The organism is Pseudomonas sp. Irchel s3h14, assembly GCF_900187425.1.
Classification (GTDB): domain Bacteria; phylum Pseudomonadota; class Gammaproteobacteria; order Pseudomonadales; family Pseudomonadaceae; genus Aquipseudomonas.
This window is the reverse complement of sequence record NZ_FYDJ01000014.1, coordinates 125535-143995: the sequence shown is the minus strand read 5'-3', so window position 1 is coordinate 143995 and position 18461 is coordinate 125535. Positions and strand designations below refer to the sequence as shown.

Genomic DNA, 18461 nt, shown 5'->3' with positions numbered 1-18461 from the left:
TCTCGCGGAGTAACTTGTGATGCTGATAATCTTGTTGACTATCAGTCTGACTCCACAAGCACCCACACGAATTGCTTGATTCAATTGTTAAAGAGCGGTTGGTTAAGATCTTTCGTCTCAACCGAGGAGCGCACTCTACAGCACACACCCTCAAGTAGCAACCTTAAAAGCTCATGATTTTTTAATCAAATCAATTACTTAGGCCAGAAGCAACATCAAGCTGCTCGTTAGCGGGAGGCGAATAGTACAGGATTAAAATACCCGGTCAACCCCCGTCTGAAAATTCTTTTCCTTATCAAGGAGCCTAGGGCGCCACTATGAAAACGTCCAAGGTCTGATGCTAACGTTCAGGCGCTCCCCTACCCAGGTCCTGAACAACCATCCAAGGGCGGCCAATAAAACAGCACTGCCCGCGGCAGACGCAATTGTGGCCAGAGCGAATTCATCAGCGTACCCATACCTCTCCTTGATATGACGCCCCAGTGGGGCACATGAGCTATAGGGCACCTGGGTACGGAACAAGAATGTCACCCTTGGCCGTGTCGGTAAGATAACGCTCGAGCAGGCCCGCCAGGAAACCGCCCACTATTTGGCCGATGCCCACGAGCACGGCGAACAACTGGCAGTCCCCCAAGGCCGTAAAGGTGCGACCTCCCCTACCCCGCGCGCCTTCATACATGACACCTAACTACCGTGGTTCGAGGCCCGATCTGGCACAAGTGCACCTCGAGCGCGCCTTCTGCCTGGTGCTCTCGGGCAGCGGTTCCGACGGCGCGGTCGGCTTGTCGCGCATTAAGGAACAGGTCGGTATCACCTTGGCCAGGTGCCGGAATACGCCGAGTTCGACGGTATGCCACGAGCAGCCATCGAGACCGGCATGGTCGATCTGGCGTTGCCTGGTGGAAATACCGCAAAAGCAGAGGCTCCGGCGGGGCTTTTCTAACAGATGAACGATGAGATTTGATGGGTATCCCAACGTTTTATGAATCAGCCAGCCCACATCCCATTGGGGTTTCAGCTCTTTCGAGACACGCCATTGTCGAGCGCCCACGGTCCATTCGCCAAAAACAAATCGACATAATATTGACACCAAAACACCCACCCGTCGGAATATTGGCACGCCGCACTGTTAACCGCGCTTAACACCTTTACAAAGCCTGACCCCACAACTAAACACACATCAAACTGATATCAGGAAAGGCCGTATCCCTGAGTCGGTGCTACCCCAAAACACGGCCTCACCCAGCCTTTCTCCAGGAGACCCTTCCACATGGGTACTCTCAGTCTATTGCGTGCCATACGCAGCGCAGCCCCAGGCTGGCGTCCACGTTCGCCCGACTTGTCCTGCGATCCGCAGCTCAAGCGCGGCGAACATTTCCACCCCCGCAATACCCGCGCGCCTCTGCCGGCAGCGCTTGTCCCGTCAGCTGGCCGACGATGTCCGACGGCCGCCTCGCACCGCCCCAGAACAACCTGAGCGGCGCAAGAACGGGAAATCGTCCTGTTAGCAGTCCCTAGCGATTCTAAAAATAAAAAAATGGCATTTTCGGGAGAAAGACATGGCTACCACCACAACTACCAGCGGCGGCACCGTCACTTCGCTTTCCAACACTCCGCAGGCGCAGGACGACATTTTCACTACCGGTGTTATTGGCACGGGCGCCACGGCCATCACTGAAGACCTGTTGGGGGTCGTATACCTGGACGTCATGTCCAATGACCTCGGCGGTAGCGCAAAGACACTGTGGTCACTCGATGACGCGACCAGTCTTTCTACTGCCACGAAGGTTTATGCGCCGGCCGACCTCCTGATCCAGGACACGGGCAGAATCGAGACGACGAGTACTGACACCAGTTTCAACGGGGCAAAGATCTGGATTACGTCGGATGGCAAGGTCGGCTACGACGCCGCTACGTTGTCGACTGCTTTCAAGGCACAACTCCAGTCGCTGGCGGGTGGAGGGTCCCTGACGGACACCTTTACCTATGCGATTCGTCTCGGCAACGGCACGCTCAGCTGGGCCACTGCACAGGTGCAGTTCGCTGGCATGAATGACAGTGTGACGATGAGCATCGGCGTGCAGGCTGGCACGGTTACCGAAGATGCGACCACGACGTCGAGCCCGACCGACTCGCTGAGCGCGACGGGCACTATTGCGTTTAGCGATGTGGATCTGAGCGATATGCATACCGCCTCATTCGTGGCGGCGGGCGGCAATACCACAGCGCTGGGCAACTTCACTCTTGCATCCGTGACTGAAGCGGCCAACGCAGCCAACGGCACCGTTAACTGGACTTACACCCTGAATAATGCGGCAACCCAATACCTGGCCCAGGGGCAGACTGTTACTGAAACCTATGTGGTCACCATCAATGATGGGCATGGCTCGTCGACAACGCAGAATGTGGCCATCACCATCACCGGCATCAACGATCAGGTGCAGATCACCAGCGGCGTGCAGGCCGGCGATGCCAAGGAAGACAGCGGCGACTACGCAGCCAGCGGCAACATCACCTTCACCGACGTCGACCTGATCGACACCCACAGCGTTACCGTCACGCCGGGCGCTTCCGGCTATTTGGGTAGCTTCACCACCAATCCACTGAGCGACAGCACCGGTACAGGCAACGGTTCGCTGGGGTGGAACTTCGCGGTGAACAACACCGCCCTGCAGTTCCTCGGCGAAGGCCAGAGCGTCACACAAACCTATAACGTGGCGATCGGCGACGGGGCGGTGCAGACCGTGACCATCACGATTACCGGCACCAACGACCAGCCGACGCTGACAATTACCGACACCACCGGCACGATGAACGAAGGCAATGGCACTGCAACCCTGAGCGACAGCGGCGCACTGAGCTTTGCCGATCAGGACAGTACCGACACGGTGACCGTGTCGCAGACTGCCAACGGCGACATCGCCTGGAGTGGCGGCGCGCTCAATGCGACCGTGGCCTCGGCACTGGTGGCTGGTTTTTCGGTCGACCAGAACAGCTGGGACTACAGCAGCAATCAGAATCTCGACTTCCTCGGTGCGGGTGAAACCATCACCTTCTCGTACGCGGTGGTCGCCACCGACGACAGCGGCGCGGCTAATGCTGCCTCGGCGACGCAGACGGTGACCATCACTATCACCGGCACTAACGATGCGCCGGTGCTCAGCTTCATGACGGGCAACGATGCCGGCGCAGTGCAGGAAGACACCGCGCTCAGCGTGAGCGGTCAGTTCAGCTCGGTTGACATCGATCACGCTGCTACGGCCAGCTGGAGCATTGCCGGTACGAATCCCGGCACCTATGGTTCGATCGCGGTGGATAGCACCGGCCAATGGACTTACACCTTGGCCAATGGCTCCGACGGAATCGCCAGTGCAGTGCAGTCGTTGAAGGCGGGCGAGAGTCACGATGAAGTGTTCAGCGTGCAGGTCAGCGATGGCCTCGGCGGCGTGGACACTCAGCTGGTGACCGTTACCGTCAGCGGCACTAACGATGCGCCCGTGCTCAGCTTCGCAACGGGCAACGATGCCGGCGCGGTGAAGGAAGACACCACGCTCAGCGTGAGTGGCCAGTTCAGCTCCGCCGACATCGATCATGCTGCTACGGCCAGCTGGAGCATTGCCGGTACGAATACCGGCATCTACGGTTCGATCGCGGTGGATAGCACCGGTAAATGGACGTACACCCTGGCCAATGGCTCCGACGGAATCGCCAGCGCGGTGCAGTCGCTGAAGGCTGGCGAGAGTCATGACGAAGTGTTCACCGTGCAGGTCAACGATGGCCTCGGCGGCGTGGACACTCAGCTGGTGACCGTCACCGTCAGCGGCGCTAACGACGCACCCGTGCTCAGCTTCGTGACGGGCAACGATGCCGGTGTGGTGCAGGAAGACACCACGCTCAGCGTCAGTGGCCAGTTCAGTTCGGCCGACATCGATCACGCTGCGACGGCCAGCTGGAGCATTGCCGGTACGAATACCGGCACCTACGGTTCGATCGCGGTGGATAGCACTGGAAAATGGACTTACACCCTCGCCAATGGCACCGATGGTGTTGCCAGTGCCGTGCAGTCGCTGGGGGCTGGCGAAAGTCACGATGAGGTGTTCAGCGTGCAGGTCAGCGATGGCCTCGGCGGCGTCGACACTCAGTTGGTGACCGTCACCGTCACCGGCACTAACGATGCGGCCGTGTTGTCCTCGGCCAACGTCACGCTGACCGAAACCAATGCCCCGCTGACCACCAGCAGCAGCCTGACCATCAGCGATGTCGACAGCGCCGCAACCTTCGTCACGCAGACCAACACCGCCGGCAGCTACGGCCAGTTCTCCATCGGCACCAATGGTGCCTGGAACTATGTCGCCGACTCCGCCCACAACGAGTTCGCCGCCGGCACCACCTACACCGACAGCTTCGCAGTGAGCAGCGCCGACGGCACCCTCACTTCGGTCACCGTGCATATCACCGGAACCAACGATGCCGCGGTGTTGTCCGCCGACATCGCCAACCTGACCGAAACCAATGCCCCGCTGACCACCAGCGGCAGCCTGACCATCAGCGATGTCGACAGCGCCGCAACCTTCGTCGCGCAGTCCAACACCGCCGGCAGCTATGGCAAGTTCTCCATCGGCACTGGCGGTGCCTGGAGCTATGTCGCCGACTCCGCTCACAACGAGTTCGTCGCCGGCACCACTTACACCGACAATTTCTCAGTGAGCAGCGCCGACGGCACCCTCACTTCGGTCACCGTGCATATCACCGGAACCAACGATGCCGCGGTGTTGTCCGCCGACATCGCCAACCTGACCGAAACCAATGCCCCGCTGACCACCAGCGGCAGCCTGACCATCAGCGATGTCGACAGCGCCGCAACCTTCGTCGCGCAGTCCAACACCGCCGGCAGCTATGGCAAGTTCTCCATCGGCACTGGCGGTGCCTGGACCTACGTCGCCGACTCCGCCCACAACGAGTTCGCCGCCGGCACCACCTACACCGACAGCTTCGCAGTGAGCAGTGCCGATGGCACCCTTACCTCGGTCACCGTGCATATCACCGGCACCAACGATGCCGCGGTGTTGTCCGCCGACATCGCCAACCTGACCGAAACCAATGCCCCGCTGACCACCAGCGGCAGCCTGACCATCAGCGATGTCGACAGCGCCGCGACCTTCGTTGCCCAGACCAACACCGCCGGCAGTTACGGCCAGTTCTCCATCGGCACTGACGGTGCCTGGACCTACGTCGCCGACTCCGCCCACAACGAGTTCGTCGCTGGCACCACCTACACCGACACCTTCGCAGTGAGCAGCTCCGATGGCACCCTCACTTCGGTCACCGTCCACATCACCGGCAGTAACGATGCGGCTGTACTGTCCTCAGCCAGCGTCACGCTTACCGAGACCAATGCCCCGCTGACCACCAGCGGCACACTCACCATCAGTGACGTCGACAGCCCGGAAACCTTCCAGGCCCAATCCGGTACCGCCGGCGCCAACGGAACCTTCGCCATCAAAACCGCGGGCAACTGGAGCTATACCGCCAACTCGGCCTTCGATGCACTCAATGTCGGCGACAGCCTGACCGACACTTTCACGGTACTCAGTGCCGACGGCACCGCGACCGCAGTGACGGTCACCATCAACGGCAGCAACGACGCCGCCGTGCTGTCCTCGGCCAGCGTCACGCTGACCGAAACCAATGCCCCGCTGACCACAGCTGGCACCCTCACCATCAGCGACGTCGACAACCCGGAAACCTTCCAGGCCCAATCCGGTACCGCCGGCGCCAACGGAACCTTCGCCATCAATACCGCGGGCAACTGGAGCTATACCGCCAACTCGGCCTTCGACACACTCAATGTCGGCGACAGCCTGACCGACACCTTCACGGTACTTAGCGCCGACGGCACCGCGACCGCAGTGACGGTCACCATCAACGGCAGCAACGACGCCGCCGTGCTGTCCTCGGCCAGCGTCACGCTGACCGAAACCAATGCCCCGCTGACCACAGCTGGCACCCTCACCATCAGCGACGTCGACAACCCGGAAACCTTCCAGGCCCAATCCGGTACCGCCGGCGCCAACGGAACCTTCGCCATCAATACCGCGGGCAACTGGAGCTATACCGCCAACTCGGCCTTCGACACACTCAATGTCGGCGACAGCCTGACCGACACCTTCACGGTACTTAGCGCCGACGGCACCGCGACTGCGGTGACGGTGACCATCAACGGCAGCAACGACTCGCCGACGATCACCTCCAACGGCGGTGGTGCGACGGCTTCGGTCAGCGTGGCGGAGAACACCACGACAGTCACGACAGTGGCGGCGAGCGATGCCGATCTTCCGGCGCAAACCCTGAGCTACAGCATCGTTGGCGGAGCGGACGCCGCGAAGTTCTCGATCGTTTCAGGCACGGGCGCGCTGAGTTTTGTTTCTGCGCCCAACTTTGAGGCGCCGACTGATTCAGGAACGAACAACGTCTATGACGTGATCGTGCGGGCATCGGACGGCACGTTGTTTGACAACCAGGCGATCGCGGTGAGCGTGATGGGGGTCAATGACAACAACCCGGTGATCACCTCCAACGGTGGTGGTGCGACGGCTTCGGTCAACGTGGCGGAGAACACCACGGCGGTCACGACAGTGACGGCGACAGACGCTGATCTGCCGGCGCAAACCCTGAGCTACTCGATCCTGAATACGGCCGGGACGGACTTCAGCAAGTTCTCGATCAGTTCAAGCGGGGTGCTGACGTTCAATTCGGCGCCGGATTACGAGAATGCCCAGGATGTCGGTGGTGCTGACGGTGACAATGCCTATGCTGTGGACGTTCTGGTGGCGGACGGCAATGGCGGAACCGACACCCAGTCGATTACGGTGAACGTGCAGAACGTAGTTGAGACTCCAGTTGATACCGTGGCACCGACAGTGAGCGTGACGGGGACTGCCTTAGGGAGTTCGAACGGTTCGACGTCGACGGTCACATTCCAGTTCAGTGAGGTTGTGAGCGGCTTCAACCTTTCGGACGTCACGGTGACTACAACAAGCGGAACGCCCCGCGGAACCTGGAGTAACTTTACGCAGGTAGACGGCGATACCTACACGGCAACGCTGACCAGAACGCAGGGCGGTAGCGTGAAAGTCGACGTTACCGCGAACAGCTACACCGACCTGGCGGGTAATGCTGGTGCTGCCGGGAGCAGTGCAAACCTTCCGGCAGGTGTTGCCGGCGAACCCATCAATCTAGCCCTCGATACTCCGTCGGCCGATATTAGCGGCCCGATAACGGTGTCAATCAGCGGTGTTCCCTCGGGATGGATATTCAATGCGGGAACTGACAACGGCGACGGCACCTGGACCGTGCAGACCAGCGATCCTGGCGCATTGACGGTGACAACCCCAAGCGACTTCGCGGGAGCGTTGGTACTTGATGTCAACATGTACTGGAGCAACAGCGATGGCAGCACCGCCAGCGCCTATGTGTTCAACAACATCGAAGTCTATGCCCCCGACGCGCCGATCTTCGCCTTGTCCGCTGACGACAACCTGACTGGCTCGTCCGGTGCCGACACTTTCGTCTTCGCCCAGCCGATCGGCAACAACCAGATCTACAGTTTCGATGTCACCGCGGACAAGATCGACTTGATCGGCTTCGCGGGCATCACCGGCTTTGCTGATTTGAGTATCGCTAACGACGCCAACGGCAATGCGCTGGTCAGCATCAGCTCCGGCCAGTCGGTCACCCTTAAAGGTGTCGATGCGGCAGACTTGAGCGAAGCGAACTTCCAGTTCGATGTGGATCCGGTCATGACCAATACCGGTACCCTCACCATTGCCGACGGCGCGATCATGCCGTTCGGTGGCAGCATTCATAACAGCGGCACCATTGAACTCGGCTCCACCGGCAGCGAGACCAATCTTGAGATTCTGTTCCGTGGCGCGACCTTGACCGGTGGCGGTCAGGTGCAGCTATCCGACAGCGCACAAAACGTGATTTTCGGCGGCAGCGCCGACACAGTCCTGACCAACGTCGACAACCGCATTTCCGGCGCTGGCCAGTTGGGCGCCGGGCAAATGGTATTGGTTAATGCGGGGCTGATTCTGGCCAGCGGGCTGAACAGCCTGGTGCTCGACACCGGTACCCACACCATCACCAACAGTGGGGTGCTGGAGTCTACGGGTGAAGGCGGCATGACGGTGGCAAGTGCAGTCGACAACTCCGGCCACTTATGGGCCAACGGCGGCGACATGCGCCTACTGGCCGACGTGATGGGCAACGGCAGCGCCACTATCGACGGCGATGCGACACTGACCTTTTCCGGCGCGGCACACGGGTCCGTCGCCTTCCACGGCGAAGGCGCGGGCACACTGGTAATCGCACAGGCCGAAGCGGCGAGTTCCTTGGTCGGCATCCTCGGCCTGGAAAGCGATGACATGCTGACCTTCGGCGATCTCGCCTTCGGCGCCAACACCCAGCTCACCTACAGCGCCAACGCCTCTGGCGCCGGCGGCCTGCTGACGGTGGACGACGGCGTGCACCGGGCCGAGGTGAACTTGCTGGGCCACTACACGGCGGATGACTTCCAGGCCACCGACGGCGGCGAGGCCGGTACCCAAGTCAGTTACAGCGGCGAATCCAGCGGCACACTGGTGGGCAGCATGGCGGCGGACGTACTCAGTGGCGGCGACGGCAACGACATCCTCGCAGGTCGTGGCGGGGAGGACACGCTCAGCGGTGGCGCGGGAGCCGATATGTTCGCCTATCTCAACGTGGCTGAAGGCGGGGACACCATCCTCGACTACAACTTCGCCGAAGGTGACGCGCTCGACCTCTCTGCACTGCTCAGCGCCAACTTCGTTAGCGGTGTCAGCCAGGCGTCCGACTTCGTCCAACTGGCGCAGTCCGGCAGTGACGTCACCGTGAAGGTGGATGCCGATGGCGCAGCCAATGGTACGAACTTCGCCGATGTGGCGGTTCTTGCCAACACGGGCACGAGCGGTACCGATCTGGTGCGCACCTGGTTTGGGGAGGCTGACCATACGCTGACGGCTTGATGTTGGGCTGGAGTTGAATCCACCGCTGTAGACAGCCACAAAAAAGCCCCACCAGATCACTCTGCGTGGGGCTTTCAAATATATGGTGTCCCAGGGCAGGTTCGAACTGCCAACCTTCCCCTTAGGAGGGGGATGCTCTATCCAATTGAGCTACTGAGACACAGATCGACCACGAAGAAACGCGGTGCGATGGACGGCGTGCATGTTAACGGGCATGCCTGCTTTTGTCATGTCGTCCGTTGGGCTTTTTAAGTGTAGGCAGACGCCTCGCAGGAGCGTGGCTTTGTTTACCGTGCAAATTGCATCACCGCAAAAAGCCATCATTGCAAAATGCAATGCAGGCACCTCGACAAAATATCTTAATTCATTGTTTTTAAAGGATTTAATTACCGTTAGACTCTTGGCATGCGGGCTGCTTTAGCTGTTCTCGAAGAACAACGGAGGCAAGCCTCATGAACAGCGCCCTTTTACTCTCTATCGCGATCGCTCTGGCGATTCTGTTGGGCTTTCAATTTGTCCCCGAGAGCGGTGTTGAGTCGGTTGCTCAACGCATGCCTCATTACCTTCAGGTGCAAAGAGCACCTCAACTGGCGGCTCTGAGCGACCAGCGCAGCTTTGTCAGCCAAGAGGTGAGCCAGGAGGGCATTCTGCTGCCGGCTCAGTCTTCAGAACGTTTGGTATTTTGAATCACCCCATCAGGAGCACCGCATGTCCAAATCAGCCGCAGGGTTTTTCATCCTCGCCTTACTGAGCGGCATTCTTCATCTGTCAGTGGTCCAGGATACGGTCCTTACCCTGCCTTTGATCGCCAGCGGCGTGTTCGGTGCGCTGTTTGTGCTGGCGCTGATTGCCGGGCGCAAGATCAAGTTCGATCCGGTACTGCGTTAATCCTCAACAGATCCAGCAGATTGGCAACTGTGGTGGACAGTTCGCCTGAATTGTCGAGCCGATGGATCTGCGTGTCACCGATTGAACCCTCTGCCGTGAATAACCCATTGCGATGTAGCCTTGCTTCAATCTCAGCAAAACCCTCGCGACCACGGCGCAGCAAGCGCTCTCGCAGGACTTCATCCCTGACCGTCAAAAGAACCGGCAATAGCGTTGGATACCGGTGCAGCGCCTGAGCCAGATGACCGCGAGAGCCGTTGACCAAGACATGCCGACCTTCATTGAGCCATTGATCTATTTCGATCGGAATACCGTAATCCAGGCCATTGGCGTTCCAGCTCAGCGCGAAATCGCCCTCGATTCTGTGTTGCTCGAACTCTTCCCGGGAAACGCCAATCGCATCCTCGCCCACTGATTCGGCCGACCGCGTGATGACCCGACGCACCACTTCACAATTGAGCGTCTGCAACGGCTCTCGAGCGGCTTCGATGAGGCTGTCCTTGCCGGACCCAGAAGGCCCCATCAAGTAAATCAGCCTGCCATCCATCTTGAATCACCTCCCACTGCACGTCTTCCCCTAGTAAATCGGCCAATTGCCACTATCCTGTACACGTAAGGAACGCTGATCGAATCTGCACAGCATGCGCCTTCAGGCGTCCCAGGGCATCGCCTGCCGGGCAAGAGGATGCGGTCAGTAATACGGACCAGGGCAAGCTTTTCAAACCAGTCCGCATTTCTGATAATTGGTGCTGGCATAACGCCTTTATCCAGTTCAATATTTGTCACAGAATTGACGCCAATGAACTGGCTACTTTGAGGCATGATGCGAGCCTCTATCAATTCAGGTTGAACATTTGGCCAGACCGCTTGTCCTATCAGACATCCTGCGGCCAATCCCGAAAACCGCTCCCCTGAACTAACCGGTTAAATATATGCGCCCATTGAAACAGGCAATTTATTCCAGCCGTACGGCTGACAAGTTCGTCGTACGTCTGCCAGACGGAATGCGTGAACGCATTGCCGAGGTGGCTCGCAATCATCATCGCAGCATGAACTCCGAAATCATCGCGCGCCTTGAGCAGAGCCTTATTCAGGAAGGCGCGCTGGGCGAAGAATTGAGCATGCGCCTGGACAGCCCGGAGCTGTCATTGCACGAACGCGAACTGCTGCAACGCTTCCGCCAACTCTCCCACCGTCAGCAGAACGCTCTTGTTTCGCTGATTGCGCATGATGCCGAAATTGCCGCAGACGCTTCCTGATTTCATCCTGAAGTTCAAGCCAGCTTAATCGCTGGCTTTTTTTTACCTGAAATTCGGGCAAAAAAAACCCGCCGATTGGCGGGTTTTAACGTCTATAAGTCAGAGCAGGAAGATCGTCGCCAGCCCGAGAAAGATGAAGAACCCGCCGCTGTCCGTCATGGCGGTAATCATCACACTGGCGCCCATCGCAGGATCGCGCCCAAGCCGCGCCAGGGTCATGGGAATCAACACCCCCGCCAATGCCGCCAGCAACAGGTTGAGCGTCATGGCAGCGGTCATCACTACCCCCAGAGACCAACTGCCATACAGCAGATAGGCGACGACGCCGATCACACCGCCCCACACCAGGCCATTGATCAGCCCTACCGCCAATTCCTTACGCATAAGGCGCGAAGTATTGCCGGTACTGACCTGATCCAGCGCCATGGCCCGAACGATCATGGTGATCGTCTGGTTACCCGAGTTACCACCGATACCCGCCACGATCGGCATCAGTGCCGCCAATGCCACCAATTTCTCGATGGAACCTTCGAAAAGACCGATCACCCGGGATGCGATGAACGCGGTGATCAGGTTAATTGCCAGCCAGGCCCAACGGTTACGCAGGGATTTCCAGACTGACGCAAAAATATCTTCCTCTTCACGAAGACCCGCCATGTTGAGAACTTCGTTTTCGCTCTCTTCACGGATCAGGTCGACCATTTCATCGATGGTCAGACGGCCGATCAGCTTGCCGTTCTTGTCGACCACAGGCGCCGAGATCAAGTCGTAACGCTCGAACGCCTGAGCAGCGTCATAGGCGTCTTCGTCCGGGTGAAAACTCACCGGGTCGCTGGCCATGACTTCAGAAACCTGTTTTTCCGGGTCGTTGACCAGCAAACGCTTGATCGGCAATACGCCCTTGAGCACGCCGTCGTAATCGACCACGAACAGTTTGTCCGTGTGGCCAGGCAGCTCCTTGAGGCGCCGCAGGTAACGCAAAACCACTTCGAGACTGACATCCTCACGGATCGTCACCATCTCGAAGTCCATCAGCGCACCGACTTGCTCCTCGTCGTAGGACAACGCAGAGCGGACGCGCTCACGCTGTTGACCATCGAGGGTTTCCATCAACTCGTGGACGACGTCTCGCGGCAGCTCGGAGGCCAGGTCAGCAAGTTCGTCGGCGTCCATGTCCTTGGCCGCAGCCAGGAGCTCGTGATCATCCATGTCGGCGATCAGCGTTTCACGAACCGAATCGGATACTTCGAGCAGAATGTCGCCGTCGCGATCGGCCTTGACCAATTGCCAGAGCGTCAGACGATCGTCCAGCGGCAAGGCTTCAAGGATGTAGGCGACGTCGGCGGAGTGCAAATCATCGAGCTTGCGTTGCAACTCGACGAGGTTTTGCCGGTGAACCAGGTTCTCGACCCGGTCGTGATGCGGACCTTCCTGGCGGTGAGTCAGGTCTTCGACCACCCGCTGACGCTGCAGCAGCTCAACAACTTGAGCGAGGCGGTCCTGCAAGCTTTCCTGCGTTTTCTTTACTTCAACTTCAGACATAGGCGAACTCCACTCCCAGCAGCGGGGCACGCCGGAAGGATCAATCAGTCAATTCATGATTGGAAAAACGGGGTACTGAGTAACTACTGGGTAAGTCCATGGAGGTATTCCACAAGCCCCGGCGGGGCTGACGGGCGCAATGATACACCGCCCGACGGTTTTAAACGTTAAAAAATCGTGGCTGAAACAAGCGCTTGCAAGACAAACCTGAGCACCGCCCTGATCCATGAAACTGCGACGACTCATCCAGAAAAGAAAACACACCACGACTGAAAAATGTAACGACTACCCTTGAGATGGACCGTCATGGAGGACGTTTGATGCCATCGAATGCACATTGTTTTTTGTTGATCACCCTGCTCTGCCCGCCGCCCTGGGCACTTGCGACGACCGTTCACCGCTGCGAGGCGGCCAACGGGCGCATCACCTTCACTACGTTGAGCTGTAAGGCCGGAGACAGCCTTTCGCTTCAGGATGTCCGCACCTTCACCCCGGGCAGCGTGACCGCTCTCATGCCGGAAGCCGAGAATCGCGAAACATCAGGTATGAAAATCAAAAGGAGAGATCCGACTGTCGTCGGCAAGACCGAGGACAAATGTGGAAACCTGATCAACGCCAAAGAACGCCGAGAAGCGATCATCAATCAGCGGGTTGTTGCCGGCATGAGCCAGCAGGACGTCGAGAGCGCCCTTGGCAAGCCAGACAAGATCAGTATTCGCAATTCGGCCACGAGCTACCGTTACGACACCCAGCGAGGTCGTAGCGCACACGTCGAGTTCGATGAGAGAGGATGCACCAAAGGAAAAGCCAAATCCCAGACGGCAAAAAGCCCGCGTTAAACGCGGGCTTTTTGTTGTTTGGTGCACTCGACAGGATTCGAACCTGTGACCGCTCGGTTCGTAGCCGAGTACTCTATCCAGCTGAGCTACGAGTGCATTTGTGTTTTTATACCAGATCACAACTGGTTGAAGCCAAGTCATTCACATTACTGCAGATGACTCTTAAATGGTGCACTCGACAGGATTCGAACCTGTGACCGCTCGGTTCGTAGCCGAGTACTCTATCCAGCTGAGCTACGAGTGCATTTGTTGCCGCGCATTATAGGCCGTCTAATCTCTATGTCAAACACTTTTTCTAGTAATTTCAAACACTTACCGAAGAAGCCAGATTACAACGTACTACGCAAATAATGGCGGAGAACGGGGGATTCGAACCCCCGACACCCTTTTGAGGTGTACTCCCTTAGCAGGGGAGCGCCTTCGGCCACTCGGCCAGCTCTCCGCAACACGGGGCGTATATTAACCAGCTTCTTCCCCGTTTGCAAACATAAAAAACGATAAAAATTAATGGCTTGGTTCTTCGTCCTTCTCTTTCTTTATACGCAGGTAAATTTCCTCACGGTGGACCGCAACCTCTTTCGGGGCGTTGACACCGATACGCACTTGATTTCCTTTGACGCCGAGCACGGTCACGGTGATTTCGCCATCACCAATAATCAGGCTTTCTGCGCACCGACGAGTCAGAATCAGCATACCTTTCTCCTCACGCATTTCATTTCAGGGACAACAGTCTGCAAAAAAAAGGCACTCGACCTACAACCGGAACGATCGCAGCCCTACATGCCTGAGTATTGACTAGCGCGAGCAAAAGAACAGCTTCGGGTCGCACCATTCAAAAAAACAAAAGGGCGCGGTCAGACCGCGCCCTTCGGCAAACGCATCACTCGCCCTGACGGACCGGTGCGTCCAGTTCGAAAGCCGTGTGCAGAGCGCGCACAGCCAGTTCCAGGTACTTCTCTTCGATCACTACGGAGACTTTGATTTCCGAGGTCGAGATCATCTGGATGTTGATGCTTTCTTTCGCCAACGATTCGAACATGCGGCTGGCCACGCCTGCGTGGGAGCGCATGCCGACACCGACGATCGACACCTTGGCAATCTTGATGTCGCCAACGACTTCACGGGCACCGATCTCGCGAGCGGTGTTTTCCAGCACGGTTTGCGCTGCCTGGAAGTCATTGCGATGCACGGTGAAGGTGAAGTCGGTGGTGTTATCGTGCGCAACGTTCTGCACGATCATGTCGACTTCGATGTTCGCGGCGCTGATCGGGCCGAGAATCTTGAATGCAACGCCCGGGGTGTCTGGCACGCCACGGATGGTCAGCTTGGCTTCATCGCGGTTGAAAGCGATGCCGGAAATGATCGGCTGTTCCATGGTTTCCTCTTCATCAATAGTAATGAGGGTGCCCGGACCCTCCTTGAAGCTGTGCAGTACGCGCAGCGGAACGTTGTACTTGCCGGCGAATTCCACCGCACGGATCTGCAACACCTTGGAACCGAGGCTGGCCATTTCCAGCATCTCTTCGAAGGTAATCTTGTCCAGGCGCTGAGCCACGGACACCACACGCGGGTCGGTGGTGTAGACGCCGTCGACATCGGTGTAGATCTGGCATTCGTCAGCCTTCAAGGCTGCCGCCAGCGCCACGCCGGTGGTGTCGGAACCGCCACGACCGAGGGTGGTGATGTTGCCGTGCTCGTCGACGCCCTGGAAACCGGCGACAACCACCACACGACCAGCCTTCAGATCGCCACGAATCTTCTGGTCATCAATCTGCAAGATACGCGCTTTATTGTGCGCACTGTCCGTCAGAATCCGCACCTGGTTGCCGGTGTAGGACACCGCTGGCACGCCGCGCTTGATCAGCGCCATGGCCAACAGTGCAATCGTCACCTGCTCACCGGTGGAGACGATCACGTCCAGCTCACGAGGAACTGGCTGACCATCGCCACTGATTTTCTTGGCCAGATCGATCAGACGGTTGGTTTCGCCGCTCATTGCAGACAGCACAACCACCAGGTCATCGCCGGCTTCGCGGAATTTCTTAACCTTGTCGGCGACCTGCTCGATTCTCTCGACAGTGCCGACCGAGGTGCCTCCAAATTTCTGTACGATCAAAGCCATTTCAAAGCCGCCTCTGCCCATGAAGGGCGCCCAAATAATCACTCAAACAGCGTTCGGGCCCGCCACTAGACTGCGGGCCGGACACACTGCCTTATAAACCCTGCTCTACAAATGGAACAGTCAGGGCCAATGCCGCATCCAGTGCGCCAGCGTCAGTACCACCGCCTTGCGCCATGTCTGGACGACCACCGCCCTTCCCGCCCACTGCTGCAGCGGCTTGCTTCATCAAATCACCGGCTTTGAGTTGGCCAGTCAGGTCTTTGGTTACGCCTGCAACCAGAACGACCTTTTCCTCATGGACACTGCCGAGCAGGATCACTGCGCGGCCGAGTTTGTTTTTCAGTTGATCGACCAGCGCCAGCAGCGCCTTGCCGTCCTGACCGTCCAGACGCACGGCCAGCACCTTGACGCCTTTGACATCCAGGGCAGAAGCCGACAGATCGTCGCCCGCCGCGCTGGCAGCCTTGGCCTGCAACTGCTCGAGTTGCTTCTCCAGCAGACGGTTGCGCTCCAGCACAGCCGACAGCTTGTCGATCAGGTTGTCGCGGCTACCCTTGACCAGGTTGGCCGCTTCCTTGAGTTGTTCTTCAGCAGCGTTCAAGTATGCCAGCGCCGCGGCGCCAGTGACCGCTTCGATACGACGCACGCCGGAAGCCACACCGCCTTCGCTGATAATCTTCAGCAGGCCGATGTCGCCAGTCCGGTTGGCGTGGATACCGCCGCACAGTTCGACGGAGAAATCACCGCCCATGCTCAGTACGCGCACGCTGTCGCCGTATTTTTCGCCGAACAGCGCCATGGCGCCCTTCTGCTTGGCGGTTTCGATATCGGTTTCTTCGGTTTCAACTTCGGAGTTCTTGCGAATCTCGGCGTTGACGATGTCTTCCAGCGCCTTCAACTGCTCAGGTTTGATGGCTTCGAAGTGGCTGAAGTCAAAGCGCAGGCGCTGACTGTCGACCAACGAGCCTTTCTGCTGAACGTGGTCGCCCAGCACCTGGCGCAATGCGGCGTGCAGCAAGTGAGTCGCCGAGTGGTTCAGCGAAGTCGCGTGACGCACTTCGGCATCAACATGAGTTTCTACCGGAGCGCCGATGGTCAGGCTGCCCGACGCCAGCACGCCGTGATGCAAGAAGGCGCCACCGGTTTTGGTGGTGTCACGTACGTCAAAGCGTGCGTTGCCGACCTGAAGGAAACCGCAGTCGCCGATCTGACCGCCGGATTCAGCGTAGAACGGCGTCTGGTTCAGTACGACCACACCCTCTTCGCCTTCACTGAGCACGTCGACCGACTGGCCATCTTTATAGAGACCAACGACTTTCGCCGAACCTTTAGTCGCTTCATAGCCGGTGAATTCGGTGGCCACATCAACCTTGACCAGGCTGTTGTAGTCCATGCCGAAGGAGCTGGCGGAACGGGCACGGACGCGCTGGGCTTCCATTTCGCGCTCGAAGCCTTCTTCGTCGATGGTCAGGCTGCGTTCGCGAGCGATGTCGCCGGTCAGGTCCATCGGGAAACCGTAGGTGTCGTAGAGTTTGAACACTACGTCGCCCGGCACTACGTCGCCCTTGAGCTCGGCCAGATCCTGCTCGAGGATTTTCAGGCCCTGCTCCAGGGTCTTGGCAAACTGCTCTTCTTCAGCTTTCAGTACGCGCTCGATGTGCGCTTGCTGGGATTTCAGCTCAGGGAAGGCTTCGCCCATCTCGGCGACCAGTGCCGCAACGATTTGGTAGAAGAAACTGCCCTTGGCGCCCAGCTTGTTGCCGTGACGGCAGGCGCGACGAATGATCCGGCGCAGCACGTAGCCGCGGCCTTCGTTGGACGGCAGCACGCCGTCGGCAATCAGGAAACCGCAGGAACGGATGTGGTCAGCCACGACTTTCAGCGAAGCCTGAGCGTCGTTGGTGCAGCCGATGGCCTTGGCCGATGCAATCAGCAGGCTCTGGAACAGGTCGATTTCATAGTTCGAGTGAACGTGCTGCAGCACGGCACTGATCCGCTCCAGGCCCATGCCGGTATCGACCGACGGCGCTGGCAGCGGGTGCAACACGCCATCGGCGGTGCGGTTGAACTGCATGAATACGTTGTTCCAGATTTCAATGTAACGGTCGCCATCTTCTTCCGGCGAGCCCGGTGGGCCGCCCCAGATGTCGGCGCCGTGATCGTAGAAAATCTCGGTGCAAGGACCGCACGGGCCGGTATCGCCCATGGTCCAGAAGTTGTCGGAAGCGTACGGCGCGCCTTTGTTGTCGCCGATACGAACCATGCGCTCAGCCGGAACACCGATTTCCTTGGTCCAGATGTCGTAGGCCTCGTCATCGCTGGCGTAGACGGTGACCCAGAGCTTTTCTTTCGGCAGGTTCAGCCACTTGTCGGACGTCAGGAAGTTCCAGGCGTAGGTGATCGCGTCGCGCTTGAAGTAATCACCGAAGCTGAAGTTACCCAGCATTTCGAAGAATGTGTGGTGACGGGCGGTATAACCGACGTTTTCCAGGTCGTTGTGCTTGCCGCCGGCGCGCACGCATTTCTGGCTGCTGACTGCGCGGGTGTACGCGCGCTTTTCCTGGCCCAGGAAACAGTCCTTGAACTGGTTCATCCCCGCGTTAGTGAACAGCAGGGTTGGGTCGTTGCCCGGAATCAAAGAGCTGGAGGCTACACGGGTGTGGCCTTGCTCTTCGAAGAAGCGAAGGAAGGCTTCACGGATTTCTGCGCTTTTCATTAGGTTCTTCCACGGAGGCTGCGGCCAAAGGCCTGTGCGAAACGTCAA

At 58.6% G+C, this 18461-nt stretch carries 10 protein-coding genes, 4 tRNA genes and 1 pseudogene; 6 read left to right on the top strand and 9 right to left on the bottom strand.

What is annotated here, in order from left to right; translation table 11 throughout:
* Nucleotides 1-707 precede the first annotated feature (707 nt).
* Both CKW16_RS32955 and CKW16_RS23390 read left to right on the top strand, forming a co-directional pair.
* Nucleotides 708-917: pseudogene (locus tag CKW16_RS32955) on the top strand (chemotaxis protein CheB); the annotation flags it as partial.
* A gap of 642 nt (nucleotides 918-1559) precedes the next feature.
* Entirely contained in the window at nucleotides 1560-9047 is a 7488-nt protein-coding gene (locus CKW16_RS23390) for a VCBS domain-containing protein (RefSeq protein WP_095131000.1), read from the top strand.
* An 83-nt stretch (nucleotides 9048-9130) separates the two neighbouring features.
* Here the strand turns inward: CKW16_RS23390 and CKW16_RS23385 are convergent.
* A tRNA-Arg gene (locus CKW16_RS23385) sits at nucleotides 9131-9207 on the bottom strand.
* 292 nt (nucleotides 9208-9499) lie between these two features.
* On the opposite strand from CKW16_RS23385, the gene CKW16_RS23380 reads away from it, so the two are divergent.
* Together CKW16_RS23380 and CKW16_RS23375 are read left to right on the top strand one after the other, a co-directional pair.
* Nucleotides 9500-9733: a hypothetical protein gene (locus CKW16_RS23380; protein WP_095130999.1), complete on the top strand. Its 234-nt coding sequence runs from the start codon at nucleotides 9500-9502 to the stop codon at nucleotides 9731-9733.
* A gap of 22 nt (nucleotides 9734-9755) precedes the next feature.
* Nucleotides 9756-9935, top strand: coding sequence for a PA3371 family protein (locus CKW16_RS23375; protein WP_056741414.1), 180 nt, complete (start codon nucleotides 9756-9758; stop codon nucleotides 9933-9935).
* On the opposite strand, the gene phnN is transcribed toward CKW16_RS23375, so the two are convergent.
* Nucleotides 9910-10482, bottom strand: coding sequence for a phosphonate metabolism protein/1,5-bisphosphokinase (PRPP-forming) PhnN (phnN, locus tag CKW16_RS23370; RefSeq protein ID WP_095130997.1), 573 nt, complete (start codon nucleotides 10480-10482; stop codon nucleotides 9910-9912). The genes CKW16_RS23375 and phnN overlap by 26 nt on opposite strands.
* 385 nt (nucleotides 10483-10867) lie before the next feature.
* Here phnN and CKW16_RS23360 point away from each other — a divergent pair, with 385 nt between their 5' ends.
* Entirely contained in the window at nucleotides 10868-11194 is a 327-nt protein-coding gene (locus tag CKW16_RS23360) for an Arc family DNA-binding protein (protein ID WP_095130992.1), read from the top strand.
* A gap of 99 nt (nucleotides 11195-11293) precedes the next feature.
* Here CKW16_RS23360 and mgtE read toward each other — a convergent pair whose 3' ends face one another.
* The gene (mgtE, locus tag CKW16_RS23355; protein WP_095130991.1) at nucleotides 11294-12736 is read right to left on the bottom strand and encodes a magnesium transporter; all 1443 of its coding nucleotides are present in this window, start codon (nucleotides 12734-12736) and stop codon (nucleotides 11294-11296) included.
* Between the two features lie 320 nt (nucleotides 12737-13056).
* On the opposite strand from mgtE, the gene CKW16_RS23350 reads away from it, so the two are divergent.
* Nucleotides 13057-13575 (top strand): cell envelope protein SmpA, encoded by a 519-nt coding sequence (locus CKW16_RS23350; protein WP_095130989.1) that lies wholly within the window; start codon nucleotides 13057-13059, stop codon nucleotides 13573-13575.
* A 19-nt stretch (nucleotides 13576-13594) separates the two neighbouring features.
* On the opposite strand, the gene CKW16_RS23345 is transcribed toward CKW16_RS23350, so the two are convergent.
* The 6 genes from CKW16_RS23345 to alaS all read right to left on the bottom strand — a co-directional run bounded on the left by CKW16_RS23345 (nucleotide 13595) and on the right by alaS (nucleotide 18413).
* Nucleotides 13595-13671 (bottom strand) — tRNA-Arg (locus tag CKW16_RS23345).
* A gap of 71 nt (nucleotides 13672-13742) precedes the next feature.
* Nucleotides 13743-13819: transfer RNA gene (locus tag CKW16_RS23340), tRNA-Arg, on the bottom strand.
* 107 nt (nucleotides 13820-13926) lie between these two features.
* Nucleotides 13927-14017 (bottom strand) — tRNA-Ser (locus tag CKW16_RS23335).
* 62 nt (nucleotides 14018-14079) lie between these two features.
* The gene (gene csrA / locus CKW16_RS23330; protein ID WP_002554426.1) at nucleotides 14080-14268 is read right to left on the bottom strand and encodes a carbon storage regulator CsrA; all 189 of its coding nucleotides are present in this window, start codon (nucleotides 14266-14268) and stop codon (nucleotides 14080-14082) included.
* A gap of 187 nt (nucleotides 14269-14455) precedes the next feature.
* Nucleotides 14456-15697 (bottom strand): aspartate kinase, encoded by a 1242-nt coding sequence (locus CKW16_RS23325; protein ID WP_046045479.1) that lies wholly within the window; start codon nucleotides 15695-15697, stop codon nucleotides 14456-14458.
* A 91-nt stretch (nucleotides 15698-15788) separates the two neighbouring features.
* Nucleotides 15789-18413: an alanine--tRNA ligase gene (alaS, locus tag CKW16_RS23320; RefSeq protein WP_056741418.1), complete on the bottom strand. Its 2625-nt coding sequence runs from the start codon at nucleotides 18411-18413 to the stop codon at nucleotides 15789-15791.
* Between the last annotated feature and the right edge of the window lie 48 nt (nucleotides 18414-18461).